The 17,009-nt window shown below is 59.6% G+C and carries 15 protein-coding genes and 1 tRNA gene; 14 read left to right on the top strand and 2 right to left on the bottom strand.

The window, feature by feature from the left end; genetic code table 11:
* The first annotated feature begins 2 nt into the window (after positions 1-2).
* The 7 genes from murC (at position 3) to ftsZ (ending at position 6,937) form a co-directional block, all read left to right on the top strand.
* Positions 3-1,343 (top strand): UDP-N-acetylmuramate--L-alanine ligase, encoded by a 1,341-nt coding sequence (gene murC / locus ACH2ED_RS19365; protein ID WP_395094354.1) that lies wholly within the window; start codon positions 3-5, stop codon positions 1,341-1,343.
* Complete coding sequence (locus ACH2ED_RS19360) at positions 1,340-2,344, top strand: D-alanine--D-alanine ligase (protein WP_395094353.1); 1,005 nt, start codon at positions 1,340-1,342, stop codon at positions 2,342-2,344. Before murC ends, ACH2ED_RS19360 begins: the two co-directional genes overlap by 4 nt.
* Position 2,345: 1 nt before the next feature.
* Positions 2,346-3,173, top strand: coding sequence for a cell division protein FtsQ/DivIB (locus tag ACH2ED_RS19355; protein WP_395094352.1), 828 nt, complete (start codon positions 2,346-2,348; stop codon positions 3,171-3,173).
* Positions 3,174-3,214: 41 nt separating this feature from the next.
* Positions 3,215-4,006, top strand: a complete 792-nt coding sequence (locus ACH2ED_RS19350) for a DUF881 domain-containing protein (RefSeq protein ID WP_395094351.1) — start codon at positions 3,215-3,217, stop codon at positions 4,004-4,006.
* The gene (locus tag ACH2ED_RS19345) at positions 4,003-4,386 is read left to right on the top strand and encodes a small basic family protein (RefSeq protein ID WP_395094350.1); all 384 of its coding nucleotides are present in this window, start codon (positions 4,003-4,005) and stop codon (positions 4,384-4,386) included. Before ACH2ED_RS19350 ends, ACH2ED_RS19345 begins: the two co-directional genes overlap by 4 nt.
* On the top strand, positions 4,386-5,618 hold the full coding sequence (gene ftsA / locus ACH2ED_RS19340; RefSeq protein ID WP_395094349.1) for a cell division protein FtsA: 1,233 nt from the start codon (positions 4,386-4,388) through the stop codon (positions 5,616-5,618). The genes ACH2ED_RS19345 and ftsA overlap by 1 nt, the downstream gene beginning before the upstream one ends.
* Before the next feature lie 122 nt (positions 5,619-5,740).
* Positions 5,741-6,937, top strand: coding sequence for a cell division protein FtsZ (ftsZ, locus tag ACH2ED_RS19335; protein WP_395094348.1), 1,197 nt, complete (start codon positions 5,741-5,743; stop codon positions 6,935-6,937).
* Between the two features lie 131 nt (positions 6,938-7,068).
* Here ftsZ and ACH2ED_RS19330 read toward each other — a convergent pair whose 3' ends face one another.
* Positions 7,069-9,438, bottom strand: a complete 2,370-nt coding sequence (locus ACH2ED_RS19330; protein ID WP_395094347.1) for a glycosyl hydrolase — start codon at positions 9,436-9,438, stop codon at positions 7,069-7,071.
* Between the two features lie 125 nt (positions 9,439-9,563).
* On the opposite strand from ACH2ED_RS19330, the gene ACH2ED_RS19325 reads away from it, so the two are divergent.
* The 6 genes from ACH2ED_RS19325 to glgP all read left to right on the top strand — a co-directional run bounded on the left by ACH2ED_RS19325 (position 9,564) and on the right by glgP (position 15,614).
* Positions 9,564-10,649: a hypothetical protein gene (locus ACH2ED_RS19325; protein ID WP_395094346.1), complete on the top strand. Its 1,086-nt coding sequence runs from the start codon at positions 9,564-9,566 to the stop codon at positions 10,647-10,649.
* A gap of 4 nt (positions 10,650-10,653) precedes the next feature.
* On the top strand, positions 10,654-11,367 hold the full coding sequence (locus ACH2ED_RS19320) for a TolB family protein (RefSeq protein WP_395094345.1): 714 nt from the start codon (positions 10,654-10,656) through the stop codon (positions 11,365-11,367).
* The gene (locus tag ACH2ED_RS19315; protein WP_395094344.1) at positions 11,364-11,759 is read left to right on the top strand and encodes a YraN family protein; all 396 of its coding nucleotides are present in this window, start codon (positions 11,364-11,366) and stop codon (positions 11,757-11,759) included. Before ACH2ED_RS19320 ends, ACH2ED_RS19315 begins: the two co-directional genes overlap by 4 nt.
* A gap of 68 nt (positions 11,760-11,827) precedes the next feature.
* Positions 11,828-11,899, top strand: a tRNA-Val gene (locus ACH2ED_RS19310).
* Between the two features lie 112 nt (positions 11,900-12,011).
* Positions 12,012-13,046 carry a fatty acid desaturase gene (locus ACH2ED_RS19305; RefSeq protein ID WP_309690477.1) on the top strand — a complete coding sequence of 345 codons (1,035 nt, stop codon included), beginning with the start codon at positions 12,012-12,014 and terminating at the stop codon, positions 13,044-13,046.
* Positions 13,047-13,121: 75 nt separating this feature from the next.
* Positions 13,122-15,614 (top strand): alpha-glucan family phosphorylase, encoded by a 2,493-nt coding sequence (gene glgP, locus ACH2ED_RS19300; RefSeq protein ID WP_395094343.1) that lies wholly within the window; start codon positions 13,122-13,124, stop codon positions 15,612-15,614.
* Here glgP and ACH2ED_RS19295 read toward each other — a convergent pair.
* Positions 15,598-15,915 (bottom strand): DUF5665 domain-containing protein, encoded by a 318-nt coding sequence (locus ACH2ED_RS19295; protein WP_395094342.1) that lies wholly within the window; start codon positions 15,913-15,915, stop codon positions 15,598-15,600. The two genes, glgP and ACH2ED_RS19295, sit on opposite strands and share 17 nt — an antisense overlap.
* 86 nt (positions 15,916-16,001) lie before the next feature.
* On the opposite strand from ACH2ED_RS19295, the gene ACH2ED_RS19290 reads away from it, so the two are divergent.
* On the top strand, positions 16,002-17,009 hold the full coding sequence (locus ACH2ED_RS19290) for an NAD(P)H-dependent glycerol-3-phosphate dehydrogenase (protein WP_395094341.1): 1,008 nt from the start codon (positions 16,002-16,004) through the stop codon (positions 17,007-17,009).

Raw genomic sequence — 17,009 nt, 5'->3', positions numbered from 1 at the left:
TGATGCCCATTGCGCGCCCAACCTCGCCCGCCGAGGTCCGTCCACTCCCGGACGGGCCGGTGCATTTTGTGGGCATCGGGGGCGCGGGTCAGAGCGCGATTGCGTTTGTGCTCGCCCAGCGCGGGCGCGTCGTGCGCGGCTCGGATTCCGGCATCTCCGCCACTGCCAAAGCCCGCCTGGAGTCTGTCGGCTGCGAAGTCTCCACGCAGCACGCCGCCGAAAATGTAAAGCCAGACACTGCCGCCGTGATCGCCACGGACGCCGTGAATGAACAAAACCCCGAGATCGCCGAAGCACTCTCTCGAAATCTGCCCGTCTTCCGCCGCCCCGAAGCCCTCGCCAGCTTAGTGAACTCCGCTAAAACGTCTATCTGCGTGGCAGGGACGCACGGAAAAACCACCACGACGGCGATGATCGCCAGCATCTTAATCCACGCGGGCCTCAACCCAACTGTCCTCATCGGCGGCGACCTGCCTCTGATTAACGGAAACTCCCAAAACGGCGACCCGGACTTGGTTATTGCCGAAGCCTGCGAAGCCTACGGCGGCCTCGACTGCCTCTCTCCCACGATCGCCGTCATCACCAACTGCGAACCCGACCACCTAGATTTCCACGGCACCGAAGAGAACTTCTACGCGGCGTTCGAGAGGTTCGTCAACACCACGGAAATGCTCATTGCTTGCAGCGAAGATGAGGGATCATATAAGCTCGGTGAAAAGCGGAAGTTCTCTACTGGAGATCGTTTTGACCAACGTGTTCGATTGTATGGTAACGATAAATCTGCAAGTGTATTTTCAGCAATCAAACTTCAAGTACCAGGCAACCATAATGCCTTAAATGCCGCAGCAGCATTTTGTGTGAGTGACCTTTTATCCATTCCAAAGCATCTTATAAGTTCTGGTCTGGAGTCCTTCACAGGGACGGGACGGAGGTTTGAGCGATTAGGCGAAGTGAAGGATATTGCGGTTGTGGACGACTACGCGCATCATCCGACCGAGATAAAGGCGACACTTCAGGCGGCGCGGCAGGCATTTCCTGAGCGCTGGATTGTCGCGATCTACCAGCCGCATCTGCCAAGCCGCACTCGCGATTTCCTGGAGAACTTCGCCGAGGCTTTAAGCGGCGCCGATGCGATCTATCTCACGGATATTTATCTTGCCCGTGAACCGGAACAGCCGGGGCTGATCGAGACGCTGGCGGAGAAATCCGGCGCGACTCTCGTCAAAGACCGCCACACCCTCCCCGAACATCTACACAGGGAACTAAAACCCGGCGATGTGGCTCTCTTTATGGGCGCGGGCAATATCCGCGAGCAGGCCGAAGAATTTCTAAAAATACTATGACAGATAAGTTAAAAATAGCAGTTTTGATGGGCGGACAGTCCGCCGAACGCGGTGTGTCGCTGGCAACGGGCACGCAGGTTTTGAACGCGCTGGACAGCGAGAAATACGCCCTCTACGCAATTGACACGGCGACGGGCCTCGGGTCTCTGCCTCGCCGAGCGGGGGTTGATGGGGAAGACACTGCGGTCACGGCGCTCACGCAGCTGCCGCAGCTTGAAAAAGCGGGGCGGCCCGATATTGTCTTTATTGCACTGCACGGCCCCGGCGGCGAGGACGGCACCGTTCAGGGTTTTTTAGAGACGCTGCGCATTCCCTACACCGGCAGCGGCGTGCTAGCATCGGCGCTGGCGATGGACAAGGTGCGCTTCAAGATGCTCTGCACCAGCGCGAGTATCCCCACTCCGGCGGGAATCGTGATCAAAAAGAGCGAGTCGGCGCGCCGGCGGCGTGCGGAAATAGAGATCGGGCAGCAGCTTGGGTTTCCGGTGGTCATCAAACCCAACCGTCAGGGCTCCAGCTACGGCACACGACTCGTCAAAGAGCCTGAGGATGTCGCCGAGGCGCTGAAGGACACGTTCCGTTACGACGATACCGCGCTGATTGAGGAGTGCATCCAAGGCACAGAGATCACCGTCGCTGTTTTGGGCAACGACGATTGCGTGGCGCTGCCGCCGGTCGAGATCATCCCCAAGCACGAGTTCTTCGACTTTGAGGACAAGTACAGCCTAGATGGGGCGGAAGAAATTTGCCCCGCGCGGCTCAGCGAGGAAGATACCAAGGAGGCAAAAGAGCTGGCGCTGGAGTGCCACCGCCTGCTCGGCTGTCGCGGAATGAGCCGCACCGATATGTTTGTCACTGAGGACGGCTGCATCGTGCTGGAGACCAATACAATTCCGGGGATGACACCCACCAGTTTGCTGCCCAAGGCGGCGGCGGCGGCGGGGATCTCGTTTGAGAAGCTGCTGGACTTGCTGATTGGCTACGCGCAGGAGAAAAAATAAAATGGTTCGCACCGCCGCTCGCCCTGTACCACACCGCCGCCGGGTAGCCCGTCGCAAGAGTATCAATAAGCGCAAGACCAACTGGCTGCGTCTGTCGCTTTGGGTCGCGGTCGGTGTTCTGGTGGGCGAGTGTGTCGCGGTGGCATTTCTCTCCCCTCGTTTTCGAATCAAGCAAGTGGCACTCCAGGGAACCCGACTCCTCTCTAAGAAGCAAGTGACGGCACAGTTTAGCGTCCCCCCGACTCAGAATCTTTTTCTCGCTCCCGTTCGTGAGTGGGAACGCGCCATTGAGCGTCTTCCCAAAGTGGCGCACGCCTCGATAGTCAGAAAGCTACCAGGTAACCTGCATGTGATAGTGACCGAGCGGCAGCCCTGGGCAAGTGTGCAGACACAAGATGGTCTCTGGCATGTTGTGGATGCAGATTTTGTCCCTTTTCGCACCACAAAGCACCCAGAAGCCGGGCTTTTACAAATCCTCGCATCGGATTTTTCTCCCTGGGAAGCGCTGCCGGGCATCCCTTTGCCCTCCGTGGGCCTGAAAACCGCTCGTGATTGTGCCCACTGGGCAAAAATCTATCAGAAATTTCCTCTCAACCAGATTGAAATTGATATAGATTCGAAGGTATCCTTAAACCAAGTGGGGGGAGTGCGTGTCCAGCTCGGGTCAGGTGAAAAAATCCAGGATAAGCTCACCTCGCTAGAGAAGCTACTTGCGGAAAGATCCGATCTTCTTGACTCAAATCGCATCGCCTACATCAACCTATTTGCAGCCGATGCTCCCGCAATCGGTCTAAAAATACCGACTCTAAAAAACCTTCAAAATCCATGAGTATCGTCATCACACCTTCTAGCCACCACAGACCCTGGTTAATGCAAATCAGTATACTCTCCATGATTATGGGAGGGCTTCTTTCCCTCTCTTTGAAAACGCAGGATCGGATTCGTCGAGATCTTGTAGGAAACACCAGCACCAGTGCAATGGCTGAAGCCTACACAAAACAACGGGATGAAAATGCCGATCTGAGAAAGCAGGTTTCCCAGCTACGAATTCTGAATCAGAATTATGCAGAAGAAATGGCCAAAGAGGGAGGAAATAGTACCAAGGTCATTGCTAGGGAGCTTCAGAAAGTGAATACGCTTGCGGGTCTCACTCCGGTCACCGGGCCTGGTGTAATCGTCACTCTGCGGGACTCGAAAAAGCAGCCCGAGAAGCCAGCTGGCATGAGTGATCCCGCCTGGCAGGAGCTTACGGCAGACTATCTGATTCACGATGCCAATATCCGCGATGTCGTCAATGAGCTCAAGAACGCCGGAGCGGAGGCGATCTCCATCAATGACCAGCGGGTGGTCAGCTCAACCGCGATCCGGTGTGTGGGCAACAATGTCCATGTCAATGCCGTTCCCACGGCGGGCTCACCCGTGATTATCAGAGCTATCGGTGACCCTGATTTGATTCAGTCGGGCTTACTGATGCGTGGCGGTATCAAGGATCATTTTGTGGATCAGGAGATGATCAATGTGGACAAGGCCACCCTCCTGACACTTCCTGCCTTCTCGGGGGCCACCCCCCTGCGCTTTGCCAAACCTGCTCCCGAAAAAGCCGAGCAGACACAGCGCGAGTCCGAAGCGGCGGCGAAAGCCATCCAAGGAGGGACACAGTGACCATTCGAACCGGGATTCTCTTCCCCACCGTCGGCGGTATCGTCGGTTTTGCAGGCGTCTACTTGTCGCAGTACACCATTCCCGCGGGCTTTGCTCCTTATCTTTCCCTGGCTGCACTCGCGGGCCTGGATGCAGTCTGTGGGGGGATTCGCTCGGGCGTCGAGGGCAAGTTCCAGGACAATATCCTGCTGACAGGCTTTGCGATTAACACCGTGCTCGCGGCAGCTCTCGCCTACTTGGGCGATCGGATCGGCGTGAACTTGCATCTGGCCGCCGTGGTGCTTCTGGGGGGGCGTGTCTTTACGAATCTTTCGCTGATCCGGCGCTACTGGCTCAGCCAGCGTCAAGCCCAGCTCCAAATGGAGAAATCAGGAGCCTGATGAGCGAGCTGGTTGTTGCGCTGGACATTGGCACGACTAAAGTGTGCACTCTGGTAGCGGAGGCGCAGACGGGCGGCGTTATTAACCTCCTGGGAGTTGGCAATGTCCCTTGCAGCGGCCTGCGGCGTGGCGCGGTGGTGGACATGGCGCGCACGGTCGAGGCCATTATCGCCTCCGTAGAGATGGCCAGCGCGGCGGCGGGCGTGGAGATCGCTTCGGTTCTGGTGGGGGTCACCGGCGAGCATATCGCCAGTTTGAACGCTCGGGGAGTCGCGGCAGTGCTCAGCCCGGAGCGGGAGGTGCGCCGAGCGGATGTCGAGCGCGTGCTGGAGAGCGCCCGCTTGATTGTGCTACCACCAGATCGCGAGATTGTGCACGTCCTACCGCGCTACTTCACGCTAGACGGCCAAGAGGGCATCAGGAACCCCGTCGGTATGTGCGGAACGCGGCTAGAAGTAGACACGCATATTGTCACGGGCGCGTCGGCGCTGCTGCGCAATATCGCCGTCTGTGTCGAGAAAGCGGGGCTCACTATTGAGGAGCTCATCCTAGAGCCGATGGCCTCAGGCGAGGCGGTGCTCCTGCCCGCCGAGCGTGAGCTGGGGGTTGCGCTTCTGGATATCGGCGGGGGCACAACCGATATCGCGCTCTTTCGACAGGGGGAGATCTGTCACTCCGGCGTGGTACCAATCGGTGGCACTCTGGTCACACGGGATGTGGCGGCATTTCTGCGCACCTCGCTGGAGGAAGCGGAGCGGATCAAGTGCGAGGCGGGGTGCGCGCAGCCGGAGACACTCTCGGGCGAGGCGATGATCCCCTACGCGCTTCTGGGAAGCGAGGGTGTCGGTGAGGGGCGAGCGGCACGCGGTGAGCTGGCGGAGGTAATTGAGGCACGGTGCACCGAGCAGATGCAGCTTGTCCGAAAAGAGCTACTGCGGAGTAATTTATTTGATGCACTGCCCGCGGGCATCGTGCTGTGCGGGGGCGGTGCGCTCCTGCCGGGGCTACCTGCCCTCACCGAGCGGCTCTTGGGAATGCCCGTGCGCCTGGGCTGCGTCCGCGCCGCAAGTGCTCAGGCAGCGGGTCTGACCCCCCCTAGCTTTGCCACAGCATTCGGGCTGATACAATGGGGCGCAAAGCGGGTGATGCCGGGGCAACGGCTCCGTCCGAAAGGGATTCTGGGGCGCTTGCGCTCCTGGCTCCCGCAAGGCAGACTGCTATCTTTTTTTTAATCCTGCAAACAAACGTTTCGCAGGAACATTATCACACGATAAAGAAATTTCAAACGTCAGTTTATTAATGGGTCGTCAAGGAAAATAACGAAGAGGCAATCATGGAAGGACGGAGTAGCGGGATGAGCAGTACAACACTGGATCCGTTTGCGCGTATCAAAGTCATTGGTGTGGGAGGTGGCGGTCAGAACGCTGTCAACCGCATGATCGAGGCGGGGCTCGCAGGTGTCGAGTTCTGGGTAATGAATACCGATATTCAGGTACTCAAGACTACGGCTGCGGAGAACACGATGCAGCTCGGGGTTCGCTTGACCAACGGTCTGGGAGCGGGCGGCGATCCAGAGATCGGACGCGCTAGTGCTGAGGAGAGCAAGTCCGAGATCCAGCGTGCGCTCGATGGGGCCGATATGGTCTTCATTACCGCGGGCATGGGCGGTGGCACGGGTACCGGCGCGGCGTCGGTGATCGCGGAGGTCGCCAAGGACATGGGTATCCTGACAGTCGCGGTGGTGACCAAGCCGTTTCGTTTCGAAGGGCCACGTCGTGCCCGTCTGGCGGAAGAGGGCATTGACCGGCTCAAGAACAATGTAGATACGGTGATCGTGATTCCCAACGACCGGCTGCTCAATGTCGTCGAGAAGCGCGCCACGCTGGTGGATGCCTTCAAAGAGGCCGACGAAGTTTTGCGACAGGGGGTTGCGGGTATCTCCGATATTATCACCATCCCAGGCCTGATCAATGTGGACTTCGCCGATGTCAAAACCGTCATGCGCGATGCGGGCACGGCACTGATGGGAATCGGCTTCGCCGAGGGCGACCACCGTGCGATCGAGGCAGCGCAGGCCGCTGTGAACTCACCGCTCCTGGAGACCGAGATCTCTGGAGCACGCGCCGTCTTGGTCAATATCACTGCGGGTCCCGATCTGACACTCGCCGAGGTCTACGAGGCCGCCGACCTTATCCGCGAGAAGACCGACGCCGAGGATGCGAATATTATCTTTGGTACCGTGGTGGATGCGCGCATGCAGGGAGCGGTGCGGATCACGGTGCTGGCAACGGGTTTCCAGAACAGTGGCAACACCAAAAAAACCACTGTGGCAGCGACGGCAACCAGCACAACCCCGGCACCGAGCGCCGCTCGTGTGGAGACGATCTTCTCGCGTGGCACCGAGCCCGCCAGTAGCCCGACTCCCGCACCGCCGATGGGCATCGCCTCCGATCCAGCAGAAGACAGCGGAGCGGAGCGCCAGAAAGCTCCCGTCGCCACGGCAACACAAACGGACATGTTGGACATTCCAACCTTCCTACGCCGTCGGTAACCGCACTCCGGCACTCCCCCGGCAGGCACTCCCCCGGCAGGCACTCCCCGGCAGGCACTCCCCCGGCGCTTCGCGCCACCCCCTCTCGCTTCATTTCCCACTTCGTGGGGACGAGAGGGGGTTTTCTCTTTTCAGTCCATCAGGTGCGTGAGCGTGACGGGGCCGAGGAGCCCGCAGGGTGTCACGGGCCACTGACTGGCATCGAAGTGCTTGTAGGCCAAGTTCACGAAGTTGATGTCGTAGAAGTTCTGCCAGACAACGCCGCGCCGATCCATATCCCGAATTCGATTTGCCGCCAGGCTCGCCACTTCAACCTCCAACACATTTCCCGTCGGCTTGGAGACACTCAGCTCCAGCGTCAACGGTGCTAGAATCACAGCGCCAACCTCTTCCCCATTGAGCCGCACCCGTGCGCTCTCACAAACCCTTCCCAGATCGAGTATATAGCGCCCGGGCTTCGCCTCAAAGATGGTCGTGTAGCGTGCGGTACCAGAGAACGCCTCGTACTCCGGCCCCTGCTCCGTCCATGAGCCGAGTTTCTCACAGAGGAACGGCGGCGGTAGAGTCGGCCCACCCTCAAGAAAAACCACCTCCCAGGGATTTTTGAGCACTTGCGTCGCCCCCTCTGCCCGGGCGCTGCTCTCGCCGCCATAGCCCGGCAGAATCACGGAACCGTTGGGGGGGAGCATGCGCGAGCCGCTCTTGCCCGTCAAGGGGCTGAGGCACTGACCGAGCGCACCAGGCAGTGTCACGGTTTTCGGGGTGGGATTGACCACGAAGCGCAGTGTGTTTCTTTCCACCATTCGTCGCACCACACTCAGCCCCAGCTCAGCGAGGGTTTCGCGGACGGCTCCAGCCTGGGTGAGCGCGGCTTCGAGCTGTGCACGGGGCGTGGGGCGTAGACCACGCTTGGCGGCTTCCAGTTTGGCGCGGCGCTCGGAAAGCCTTCCGAATCCAGGGACATCGGTGGGGAGTGTGTCCACGAAGAACACGGGGATGCGGAGCCTCTTGAGCCGCGCCAGTGTCTCCGGGGGGAAGTGGGTTGTTGCAGGGACGACCACGGCCTTGTAGCGCGCGGGGAGCTTCTTGGTGAGCATCCGATCCGAGACAAAGTCGAACTGCCAGCCACGGTCAAGGAGCTGTTGTGCCAGCGGGCCGAGAGTCTGTTTTTCCAGCCAGCCGCGCTGGTGCACCGTGAGTTTCTCGATCCGGCCTTTCTGGGAGTGGAGCAGGTCATGGTAGGGCCAGTAGAGCAGCACATCGCTACCCGGCTCGCCCGCCTGCAAAAACGACTGACAGCGCGAAATGTAGTCGTGGAGCGCTTTTGCGTGCCGCCAGATCGGGTTGCGCGGGTTCATTTGGGTGGAGGCGTAGAACACCCACCCCGGCCATGCCGCTTCATCGGGCGAGTAGATCGTCCCGTGCCAGAAGATATGGTTGATCCCCGAGAGAAACATCTCGTCCACCAGCACTTTCAGATTGCCCAACGTCTCGGTGAAGTGCTCCTTGAGCCACGTGCCTGTCTCCGCCGATGCGAGTTTCTTGCCCGTGACATGGGCAGCCGACGACGCGAACTTGCTGACGAGAATGCTCCGGTCATCGTGGAACATCTCAGTCTCGGGAATATCTGCCAGTGCGTAAAGATCCAGTAAATTGCCCGGCGCACCGTGCGCCTCGTAGCGGGAGATCATCCCACGCCGCTTGCCCCACGCGATCCACACGGGCTGCGCTTTCTCGACCATCAAGTCTGAGTGAATCTCCCGGTAGTCGGCCAGAACACGCTCGGCATCCCCTGCATCCCCCCGGCCTCCGCTCGTTCCTCGCTCCAGCCGACCCCCTTCGGCTGATCGGCGTTCCGCCTGCGAAGGGGGTGCAAAAACGTTGAAGTGATCTTGCAGCTTGTAGCCGTGCTTCTTCTCAAACGCCTCCAGTAGCTCGGGAGCCCAGTCATTGTTGTACTCGTAGCTATCTTGGTAGATCGCGCGGGGGAGTGGGCCTTTCCAGCCCGAGAACGCGCGGGTGAAGCGCTCCATGAAGCGTCTGTGCGCCCGCTCCGATGCGGGGTTGAGCATCCAGCCCTCGCCGCCGAGGCCCGCTCGCTTGACTTTCTGCCCGCTTGGCTTGCTGGTGATGCTGCCGTCGGGGCGGATCACGAGACTCTGATTGGCGTCTTCGTCGCGCACATTGGGCCCGCCCAGGCACCAGCCACAGCCCACGGACATGTCAATGCCCAGCCCAAGCCGCTCCGCCTCGGTGAGCGTGTATTTTAAGAGCGCCAGCCAGCGGGGGCTGAGATACGAGACAAAGCGTTTCTCAAAGCCCTTCGCGCCATAGATGGGAATGATGTGCACCCCGCCCATCCCAGCATCTCTGTAGCGCGTCAGCTCGCGGGTGAGGTTCGCCTCGTCCACCGCGCTGCCCATCCACCACCAGTACGCCCAAGGCTTTGTCTCATGGGTAACGGGCGGCCAGAGGCTCGCCTCGTTCTCGGTTGTCGTCATCGGAGTCATGGAGTCTAGGTTCGACGTGCATCAACCGGTTTCCTAAATACGAGGTAACAAGTTGCTCTCGCTTAGGGCGCTTCGCACCGGGCACTCTCCGGGTGCAAAAAGACGTACAATACCCTATGCAGAGGCGCTTGTGGAAAAAAATCGGTTGGAGTATAGGTGCCCTCGCCCTGTTTACGCTCGTCGGCCTGGCAATGGTTCGCCTCATCCCACCGCCGTTCCCTATGGCTGCCGGCGTGACGCAGCGCCTTCCCGAGCTAGACAATCGCCTGATGTGCGGCTGGCTCGGCAACGACCAGGTAGTGACGGGGGTTCGTGACAGATACTCACTCTTTTATTACGAGATGCAAGAGCCCCAGGAAATCTTTGAGCTCCGTGGCCGCACCCGCCGCCTGACTCCAATCTTGCCTAAACTTCCTGAAGAGGAAGAGGGCAGCTATTCCTCTAGGCGAAGCAGCCCCGCCCCCTCGCCCGATGGAAAGTGGCTGCTCTACGACGAATGGGGCTACCACAACCATCAATCCCTGTTCAAACGCTGGCGGCTTGTCCGCTCAGATGGCACGGCTTCTCAGCTTATCCCCTTCCCCGCTGCTGCCGAGGTTCTATTTCCCCACTGGCTCGCCGATAGTGGCGGCTGGATAGGAACAGGCTCATCAACCGGCACTACTTCCAAACCCATCGCCTACCTCAATCGGATCAACGGCACACACATCACCCAGACCCCGCTTGCGCTTTCCGAAACGGTGTGGGGTCTTAAAATCGTGGCGGGAGGTGAGCTCCTCTTTGCTCCTAACTGGCGCATCCAGCCCCAGCAAATCGTCTACAAATCGAGCTTCCTGAACACTCCTGCTCTGGTTCAGAAACACTCCCTTCGTCTTCCCTCAGGGAAACCAGACTTGTCAGAGTATGGCCACTCACCGTTCGACTTCTCCCACGATGGCCGTTTCCTGATCGTCCGCGCCTACATGCCCCGCTCGGACAATTCGTTCCTTGCATGGTTCCAGGGAGCTATTCCTAGTCGAGACTCAGGATATATCTTCTGGCGCATTCCTCGCAACGGCGACTCCCCCGAGCGCCTGCCCCTCCCAGGCGATGTCGTGGATTTTTCACTGTCACCCGATGGGGCCAAGATTCTCTACTGGCGCAATATCCCCGCCTCTGGCGCTCAGGCCTACCTGCTGACGCTCCCCGAGAGGAACCGATAGGCGCATGATTTATCCTCGTCGAAAATCCATCGCATCAAGCGTCGGTATTCTGGCGTTTTGTGTCGCGCTCGCGGCGGCTACCTGGTCAATCCGCCTGCCCTCTGGGCTCAGACCCCTTCCTGAAATCGAGGACTACTGGCAAGTACAGTGGCTGGGCTCCGATGCCCTGCTACTAACTCCCGATCCGTTTGCTGAGCGCCTGAAGGAGGGGAAACTCAAAGTCTGCCCCACACGCTTTGATCTGAAGACAGGAAAGCGCACTCCTCTGACCTTCCTCCCCAACGATGCTATTGGCCCGATTCCCTCTCCCGATGGGCACTGGTTGCTCTACAAAGAGACGCGGGGAGGGGGAACTCTGCAAAATGCCAAACCCTATAAAATCCGCTGGCGGCTGGTAGGTGTCGATGGGAGCAAGGCCCGCCTGTTTCCCTCCGATGGCAGCTTCCGCCCTACCCCTAATGAGATTGGCTACCCCACCGACGGCCACGATGCCTTCGCCATCGTCACCCTCAACAAGACGGGTCTCTCCGCCTGGTATGCCCGCCTGCTCCACCGCCCAGAGAACGACGCAGAGCTATGGCGTTTTCCGCTAGACGGCACACGCCCCACGCGCCTTGCCATCATTCCGCCCAATACCTACTCCCTCGATATCTCCCCCGATGAAAAACGCCTGCTCTTGAAAAGCTATGACGCGCAGGTCTACATGGTGCCGTTATGAGTAGCACCCGCACCGTTGGCACACTGGGAGAAGAGGCGGCTATTGCCTACTTGGAGCGCCGTGGGCTGCGGCTCATAGACAAAAATGTCCAGTTTGGACCCAAATCAGGCATCAAGGGAGAGCTGGACATCATCGCCTGGGATGGGGAGACGCTGGCCTTTATCGAGGTCAAAACCCGGCGAGGGCGACCGGGCCGGGTGGCTCCCTCGGAAAACATTACGCAGGCCAAGCGCCGTCAGCTCGCACGGCTTGCCAGCAGCTACGCCGCACGTCATGGGTTGCTCGACGAAGATATTTCGTTGCGCTTCGATGTGGTGAGTGTGTTTCTCGGCGGCGAGGACGTTGTGCTCGCTGTGCATCACACCAAAGGCGCATTTCTCGCGGGGGACTAATCCGAGCGGTGCATTTTTAATTTTTGTCTTGACGAACACCTACGGGCGCGGTAGAATACCTCCCGCACGGACGGTTGGCGCAGCGGTAGCGCGTCTCCCTGACACGGAGAAGGTCACAGGTTCGATCCCTGTACCGTCCATCCTTTAACTACCATCAATAATTTTGACAGCATGGGACGAAGGTCCTATGCTGTTGTTTATTTTTTATGGCATAATAAGGACAGTCTACACCCTCACTAGAGGTCTGCTCTTTTGTCACTATCACCTACCGTCAATAAATCTAAACGTCCGCCTCTCCCTGCCTGGTACCGCAATCTTTCTGAGTATGAAAAACCGAGCACTTACCGCGCTGTCCGTCAGCTTCTCAACACGCTGATTCCCTACGCAGGGCTCTGGGCGGTGATGGGCTGGATGCTCACCCATGGGATCTCCTATGGCTTCGTCTTCCCCATCGCGCTGCTGGCAGGTTGCCTGCTCATCCGCGTTTTTATCTTCTTCCACGACTGCGGCCACGAGTCGTTCTTTGCGTCGGCGAAGGCCAATAAGTTCTTTGGCTACTTAACCGGGATGCTCGTCTTCACCGCTTTTGAGGACTGGCGACGGCCCCATGCGCGCCACCATGCGACAGCGGGCGACCAGGACCGACGGGGAGTGGGCGATGTGTGGACGATGACCGTGGACGAGTTCAAGGCGACTACGCCCTTCAACCGGTTTCTTTATCAGGTCTACCGCACGCCGATCTTCATGTTCACCTTTGGCCCGTCGTTTATGTTTCTGATTGGCAACCGCTTCCCTCACCGGGGCGTGAGCAAGCGCGAGCAGCTTAGCACGCTCTACACCAACATTGGCCTTGTCGTGATCGGGACACTTTTAAGCCTAGCGATGGGGTTTCAGAACTATCTAATGATCCAGCTCCCCGTGATGATCACCGCTGCCACAATTGGCGTGTGGATGTTCTATGTCCAGCACCAGTTCGAGGGGACATCGTGGGCTCACCACGACGAGTGGAACCCGATTCAGGCAGCGCTCCAAGGCAGCTCCTACTACAAGCTTCCCAAGCTCGTGCAGTGGTTCACCGGCAATATCGGCCTGCATCATATCCACCACCTGCGCCCCCGCATCCCCAACTACAATCTCCAGCGTTGCTACGATGAAGTCCCGGCGATGCAAAATGTCAAGCCGCTGACGTTTTTACACAGCCTCAAGTCGCTGAACATGCACCTCTGGGACGAAGAGAACCAGAAACTCATCAGTTTCTATGAGTACCACCGCCGCGCTAAAAAATAATACAGGTATACTAAGGCCGACCCGACGATGTGTCCGATACTCTAACCTGAATCGCGACCTCGAAAGGACTTATCTGTGCCTCGAACACTTCATACCTACACCGTCACTCCCCGGCTCCCGGAGCGCCTCGCGCCTCTACGGGAGCTTGCCCATAACCTGCGCTGGGCCTGGCACCCCGATACACGTGCTCTCTTTATCGCGCTAGGTGGTGAGGCGCTCTGGAAGGCGTGTGAACACAACCCCGTCAAGCTGATCGGGCGGGTGCCGCAGTCCCAATACGATGCTCTGGCCCAGAGCACCGCGTTTCTAGCGCAGCTGGATGCCGTCTGGGCAGACTTCAGTGCCTATAAAAACGCCCCCGCCGACCCGCGCTGGCAAGGCCTGGGAACCGTCGCCTACTTCTCCGCCGAGTTTGGCCTCACGGAGAGCCTACCGATCTACTCGGGTGGCCTCGGGGTGCTGGCGGGCGATCACTTAAAAGCGGCGTCGGATATTAACTTACCACTCGTGGCTGTGGGCTTTCTCTACCAGAATGGCTACTTTCGTCAGAGCCTGAACGCCGATGGCTGGCAAGTGGAGCACTACCCCACCAACGACTTCTACACGCTGCCTATCGAGCCAACAGGTAAGAAAATCCAGGTCGGCTTTCCGGGCCGGACGGTGCATGTCGCGATCTGGAAAGCGCAAGTGGGCCGCATCCCACTCTATCTGCTGGATACCAACCTCCCCGAGAACGCCGAAGTGGATCGGCACATCGCCGGCAACCTCTACGGTGGCGATCAAGAGACACGTATTCAGCAAGAGCTCGTGCTCGGGGTCGGGGGGATCCAGGCGCTGACGGCGCTGGGTATCACCCCCAATGTCTGTCACATGAACGAGGGACACTCCGCATTTCTTTCACTGGAGCGTGCACGCCAGCTCCAGGAAAAAACGGGGCTAAACTTTGCCGAAGCGACCAACGCCACGGCGGCGGCGCATCTCTTCACGACACACACACCCGTTCCAGCGGGCTTCGATATTTTCTCAAGTGAGCTCCTCTGGAAGTACTTTGGAGAGTTTGCTCCAAAGCTGGGCATCTCTTTTGATGAGCTACTCGACCGGGGCCGTGCACCGCTGATGGAGCCGGGTAAGTTCAACATGGCCGTGCTCGCCTTTCGCCATGCCCGCTACATCAACGGCGTCTCGAAGCTCCACGGGCATGTCTCCCGCGAGATGGCACACCCGGTCTGGCAGGAGTTTCCGCTGGATGAAGTGCCTATCGGGAGCGTGACCAACGGGATTCATACCCCAAGCTTTCTGTCGCGTCAGATGGGCGAGCTTCTGGAGGCACATGACAACGATCCTCTGGCACTTCCGAGCGATGCGCTGTGGAACATTAAAAACGAGCGGCGTGCAACACTGGTTCAGTGGGCACGCACCTACCAGCGCACACACGCCGAGCAGCGCGGGGCGTCTGACAGTGAAGTGGATGAGGCCGATCATATCCTCGATCCCAGTACGCTCACGGTCGGCTTTGCGCGCCGTTTTGCCACCTACAAGCGCGGCGACTTGCTCCTGCGGGAGATAGAGCATGTGAAGCGCCTGCTCAACCATGTGGATCGCCCGGTTCAGTTTGTGTTCGCGGGTAAGGCGCACCCGCGCGATGATGGCGGCAAGGAGCTCATCCGCCGGATTGTCCAGTTCAGCCGCGACCCCGCGGTGAAGGGCAAGATCGTCTTTCTCGAAGACTACGACATGGCGATGGCGCGCCGGCTGGTGCAGGGTGTGGATGTCTGGCTCAACAACCCACGCCGACCCTACGAGGCATCGGGCACCAGCGGCATGAAGGTCGTGATGAACGGCGGCCTCAACTGCTCGATTCTCGATGGCTGGTGGGCCGAAGCCTACGCCGACCATGGAGCGAGTGTGGGCTGGGCAATCGGCCAGGGCGAGGACTACGAGGATCTGGGCTACCAGGATCATGTCGAGGCACAGGCGATCTACCACTTGCTGGAAAACGAAATCGCGCCGCTCTTCTACACCCGCGATGCACAAGGGATTCCCCAGGGCTGGGTCGCTAAAATGAAACAGTCTATGCAGAAGCTTGGCCCCACCTACGACACCCGCCGCATGGTGGCCGAGTACGCGCAGACCTACTACCTTCCCGCTGCCAAGCGCGCCGCCCACCTCGCAGAGAATGACTTCGCCCTCACCCGTGAGCTTGTCGCCTGGAAAGAGAAAGTGCTCCAGCAGTGGCCGCAGGTTCGCCTGGAAGCCGTCACCGCGGAGTCCGATCACTTAGAGGCGGGGCAACAAGCCCTAGTGCGCGCAGCGCTCTGGCTGGGGGAGACGCTCCAGCCAAGCGATGTCCGGGTGGAGCTCTACACGGGGCCGGTGGACACGGATCGCAACTTCCTGAACGCTGCGGGATACCCCCTCACCTGCTCGGGTCGCGATGGTGGCGCGTGGGTCTACATGGGACACCTGCCCACGGAGCACTCCGGCCAGCAAGGCTACTCCGTGCGAGTGCTCCCCTCGCACCCCGAGGCTATCTTGCCCCAGGAACTGGCTCTCATCGCCTGGGAGTAGGCGAAGGAGAGGGCGTCTGCACAAACCGCTGGATCGCGGAGATCATCGGCTTCAGGGGCTCAAAGTAGCCCATGCCATTGAGTGCCCACCCGATTAGCCAGAGAAGCACCGCCAGCCCAACCGTCGCTCCCAGTGCTGTCGCAATTCCGGCTATGAAGCTACGAATCAGTAGCGGGCCGGTGTTGGGATACGCACGTTCAAGTGAGGCAGAGAGCCGGTTCATGGCCACCTCGCTCGGCGGGATATCTGCCATTGGTGGCACGCCCTGCTCCTGTATAGTCTCTCCCCGCGTTGCATCCATGCCTTCCCATATGGCCTTTACTGGTTCCTCGTTCCCTAGAATATAGAGACTTCTCTTCGCTTTACAGAGTGCGGTACACTCTCTGCGTGAATTTTGAGCACTCGGAATCGTTAGAGGTAGCCGTACTGGGGGCGGGCTCGTGGGGAACCGCGCTGGCGCTCTTGCTAGCACAGAACGGGGGATGGGTGCGCCTGTGGGATCGCACACCCGGCCAGATCGCGGCGCTGCTTGACACACGAGAGAACAAGCGCTATCTTCCCGGACATCTCTTACCCGCAAATCTACACCCGATAGTGAGCTTAAACGAGGCGCTTGCGGGAGCGACTTTTGTGGTCGTCGCCGTGCCTTCAGCGGCTGTTGATGACGTGCTAGGGCGGGCCACTTTAGCTCCCGGTGCCGATATTATTCTCGCCTCCAAAGGGATAGACCCCGAGACGCTAGAGCTTCCTGCCGATGTCGCGCTGCGCTGCGCACCGGGTCATCCTGTGATTGCGCTCTCCGGCCCGAACCTCGCGCGGGAAGTGGCTGCCGGAGTGCCCACCGCTGCTGTGGCGGCCAGCGATGATGCCGAGGCGGCGCGGCGGATCGCGGATCGCTTTAATCGGCCCACTTTCCGTACCTATGTCAGCGACGACAGAACGGGAGTTGAAGTGGGCGGTGCGGTGAAGAACGTCCTGGCTATCGCAGGGGGAATCGCGGATGGGCTGGGCTACGGAGATAATACCAAAGCCGCTCTCATGACCCGAGGTCTCAGTGAGATGGCGCGCCTGGGAACGGCGCTGGGGGGCAAGCGAGAGACGTTCTATGGCCTCGCCGGGGTTGGGGATCTCATGGCCACGGCAGCATCCCGGCTCTCGCGCAACTGGCGCGTGGGCTATGGCCTGGGGCAAGGCAAGTGCTTAGAGCAAATTCTTGCGGAGCTAGGTCAAGTCGCGGAGGGTGTCCCAACCGCACAAGCCGTGGAAAAACTCGCCGTCCGCCACGATCTTTTTCTCCCGGTCTGCCTCACGGTTGCCGAGCTGCTCGACGGTCGCCTTACGCCCCACGAAGGAGTCGCCCGTCTCACGGAGAACCGCGCCGCCAAAACGGAATAG

The organism is Armatimonas sp. (assembly GCF_043757465.1).
Lineage (GTDB): Bacteria > Armatimonadota > Armatimonadia > Armatimonadales > Armatimonadaceae > Armatimonas.
Note: the sequence above shows the minus strand (reverse complement) of the source record. Positions and strands in the feature narration are given on the sequence as shown.

Bases quoted from the DNA above. Each gene is read 5' to 3' on its own strand.
- ACH2ED_RS19350 (WP_395094351.1), top strand. From the start codon at position 3,215: ATGCAAATCAGTATACTCTCCATGATTATGGGAGGGCTTCTTTCCCTC.
- ACH2ED_RS19325 (WP_395094346.1), top strand. From the start codon at position 9,564: ATGCAGAGGCGCTTGTGGAAAAAAATCGGTTGGAGTATAGGTGCCCTC.
- ACH2ED_RS19295 (WP_395094342.1), bottom strand. From the start codon at position 15,915: ATGGATGCAACGCGGGGAGAGACTATACAGGAGCAGGGCGTGCCACCA.
- murC (WP_395094354.1), top strand. From the start codon at position 3: ATGCCCATTGCGCGCCCAACCTCGCCCGCCGAGGTCCGTCCACTCCCG.
- ftsA (WP_395094349.1), top strand. From the start codon at position 4,386: ATGAGCGAGCTGGTTGTTGCGCTGGACATTGGCACGACTAAAGTGTGC.
- ACH2ED_RS19360 (WP_395094353.1), top strand. From the start codon at position 1,340: ATGACAGATAAGTTAAAAATAGCAGTTTTGATGGGCGGACAGTCCGCC.
- ACH2ED_RS19320 (WP_395094345.1), top strand. From the start codon at position 10,654: ATGATTTATCCTCGTCGAAAATCCATCGCATCAAGCGTCGGTATTCTG.
- ACH2ED_RS19330 (WP_395094347.1), bottom strand. From the start codon at position 9,438: ATGACGACAACCGAGAACGAGGCGAGCCTCTGGCCGCCCGTTACCCAT.
- ACH2ED_RS19315 (WP_395094344.1), top strand. From the start codon at position 11,364: ATGAGTAGCACCCGCACCGTTGGCACACTGGGAGAAGAGGCGGCTATT.
- ftsZ (WP_395094348.1), top strand. From the start codon at position 5,741: ATGAGCAGTACAACACTGGATCCGTTTGCGCGTATCAAAGTCATTGGT.
- ACH2ED_RS19355 (WP_395094352.1), top strand. From the start codon at position 2,346: ATGGTTCGCACCGCCGCTCGCCCTGTACCACACCGCCGCCGGGTAGCC.